Below are 3,109 nucleotides of genomic sequence, written 5' to 3' on the forward strand. Positions count from 1 at the left end.
AATTTAAGCGAGAGGCCCAGCAGATTGAAGACTCGGTAAAAATCAAAGCTGAATTAGAAGAAAGTCAATCTCCTAGGGATCAAACTCGTTCCAGTTGACAACTGTGTAGAGATGTGTTGTAGGTCAAATTCGAGGCTATCCGCTAGATTAACATCGAGAATGACAAAATCGAGATTAAATTGGCAGTTTTACCATCGGCCGCTACTTTTACTCGCTAGTTTTTTTGACCGAGAAAAGGGGAAATTAGGTTTCGGAGTGCAAAATCGTCTTTAACGACGATAATTTCGGCAGCAGCCACAGCCATAGTTGAATAAGTAGGCAGAATATACCATTAGTTTGAGAATTCCCAGACGGCAGGGAAAAAATGACTATTTCCTTGCTATAAGTATTGTAGATGTCAAGAGTGGTAAATGAATGTCTATAGTGGTATCCCCCGAACAAGTCCATCAAATCGTCAACAACCTCCATCACGATCCCTTTGAGGTTTTGGGGGCCCATCCCCTAGAAGAAGAAGGAAAAGTCAATAAATGGGTTGTTAGAGCCTATTTACCGAAAACCACGGCCGCTTGGGTTATTTTACCGTCCCAAAGACAAGAATATCCCATGACGACCGCTTATCACCCCCATTTTTTCGAGTGCGTCATCGATATCGGTGAACTGAACAATTATCAATTACGCATCCACGAGGGAGAACAGGAACGGGTAATCTATGATTCCTATGCCTTCCGTTCTGCCAAACTCAGCGATTTTGATTTACATCTGTTTGGGGAGGGCAACCATCATCGCATTTATGAAAAATTAGGGGCGCATTTAGCCGAAATCGAGGGTATTAAAGGGGTTTATTTTGCCGTTTGGGCCCCTAATGCTCGCAACGTCTCGATTATTGGTGATTTCAATAACTGGGATGGTCGTGATCACCAAATGCGGAAACGTAATAATATGGTCTGGGAATTGTTTATCCCGGAAATCGGTGTTGGCACTAAATATAAATACGAGATCAAAAATTGGGAAGGTCATATTTACGAAAAATCTGATCCCTACGGTTTTGCCCAAGAAGTACGCCCGAAAACTGCCTCGATCGTGGCCAATTTAGATAGCTATACTTGGGATGATAGCGATTGGATGGAAAAACGTCGCCATAACGATCCTTTAACTCAACCGGTTTCCGTTTACGAATTACACCTCGGTTCTTGGCTGCACGCTTCTAGTGCCGAACCCCCCCGTTTACTTTCCGGGTCTGGGGAAGCGGTTCCCGTGTCGGAATGGAACACTGGGGCGCGCTTTTTGAGTTACTACGAGTTAGCCCAAAAACTAATTCCCTACGTTAAAGAATTAGGTTACACCCATATCGAATTATTACCGATCGCCGAGCATCCTTTTGATGGTTCTTGGGGTTATCAAGTGACGGGTTATTTTGCCCCCACCAGTCGCTACGGCAATCCTGAAGATTTCATGTATTTTGTCGATCAATGTCACCAAAATGGCCTTGGTGTGCTAGTGGATTGGGTCCCCGGTCACTTCCCCAAAGATGGCCACGGGTTAGCTTTCTTTGATGGTACTCATCTTTACGAACACGGCGACCCGCGCAAAGGGGAACACAAGGAATGGGGAACCTTAATTTTTAACTACGGTCGCAACGAAGTCAGAAATTTCCTGGTGGCTAATGCCCTATTTTGGTTCGATAAGTACCATATTGACGGCATTCGCGTGGATGCGGTGGCTTCTATGCTCTATCTCGATTATTGTCGTAAAGATGGGGAATGGGTGGCTAACGAGTACGGTGGCCGGGAAAATTTAGAGGCTGCGGAATTCCTGCGTCAAGTCAATCATGTAATTTTTAGCTATTTCCCCGGAATTCTCTCTATTGCCGAAGAATCCACCGCTTGGCCGATGGTGTCCTGGCCCACCTATATGGGCGGTTTAGGCTTTAATTTGAAGTGGAATATGGGCTGGATGCACGATATGCTCGATTATTTCGGCATGGATCCTTGGTTCCGTCAATTCCATCAAAATAATGTCACTTTTAGTATGTGGTATAACCACAGCGAGAATTATATGCTGGCTTTGTCCCACGATGAAGTGGTTCACGGCAAAAGTAATATGATTGGCAAAATGCCGGGGGATGAGTGGCAAAAATTCGCCAATGTCCGGGCATTATTTAGTTATATGTTTACCCACCCCGGCAAGAAAACCATGTTTATGAGCATGGAATTTGGCCAGTGGAGTGAGTGGAATGTTTGGGGTGATTTGGAGTGGGGTCTTTTGCAGTACGAACCCCATCAACAGCTAAAACGCTTTTTTACTGATTTGAACGCCACCTATAAGAGTGAACCTGCTTTATATACCCAGGATTTTGGTCAGGATGGCTTTGAGTGGATCGACTGTAGTGATAATAGTCATAGCGTCGTTTCTTTCCTGCGCTGGAGCAAAAATTGGCAGGAGTTTCTGGTGGTGGTCTGTAATTTTACTCCCCAACCCCACAGCCATTATCGCGTTGGTGTACCCCATCCCGGTTTTTATCAGGAAATCTTTAACAGCGATGCGGGTAAATATGGCGGTAGTAATATGGGCAACCTTGGCGGTAAATGGTCGGAGGAATGGTCCTATCATAGCCGTCCCTACTCGATTGATCTTTGTTTACCACCTTTAGGGGTTTTAGTTCTCAAAATCAGTCCTCATACTTCTGGGGAATAGGTAAGCTTTTTTCAGTGATCAGTAAACAGTAAACAGTGAACTGAAAACTAACATCTGATAACTGATAACTGATAACTGATAACTGATAACTGACTAACCCCTAACAAAAAAATTTAGAGGCCATCTTGCGGAAAGTGGCCTCTTTTTTGGCTTAATTTTGCGAAAACGATTAAGTTGTTAGATTAGCGAGCAGTGTTTGCACCCATTCTTGAGCGAGTTCTTCCACGCTGCCATTACTGTCGAGATGGCTAATACTAAATCCGTTGAGTAACGCACAGAAAACGGGTTTCTCGGAGAAACCCGTTTTCTACTCATGTAATAGGCAAAAGGATCAATAGATAATCAGTCTTTAATAACAGGATTTAGTCTGAACAGGTACAGACAAGAAAGTGCAGAAAGTGGGCATTTTCCTCCG

1 protein-coding gene and 1 pseudogene are annotated in these 3,109 nt (G+C 44.2%); both read left to right on the top strand.

The window, feature by feature from the left end; genetic code table 11:
* Window positions 1-98 (top strand): annotated as a pseudogene (locus tag PX481_RS29840) (TatA/E family twin arginine-targeting protein translocase); the annotation flags it as partial.
* A 316-nt stretch (window positions 99-414) separates the two neighbouring features.
* On the top strand, window positions 415-2,694 hold the full coding sequence (gene glgB, locus PX481_RS20485; RefSeq protein ID WP_288095706.1) for a 1,4-alpha-glucan branching enzyme: 2,280 nt from the start codon (window positions 415-417) through the stop codon (window positions 2,692-2,694).
* Window positions 2,695-3,109 lie beyond the last annotated feature (415 nt).

The sequence above is a fragment of the Microcystis sp. M53603_WE2 genome (assembly GCF_030065435.1).

Bases quoted from the DNA above. Each gene is read 5' to 3' on its own strand.
- glgB (WP_288095706.1), top strand. From the start codon at position 415: ATGTCTATAGTGGTATCCCCCGAACAAGTCCATCAAATCGTCAACAAC.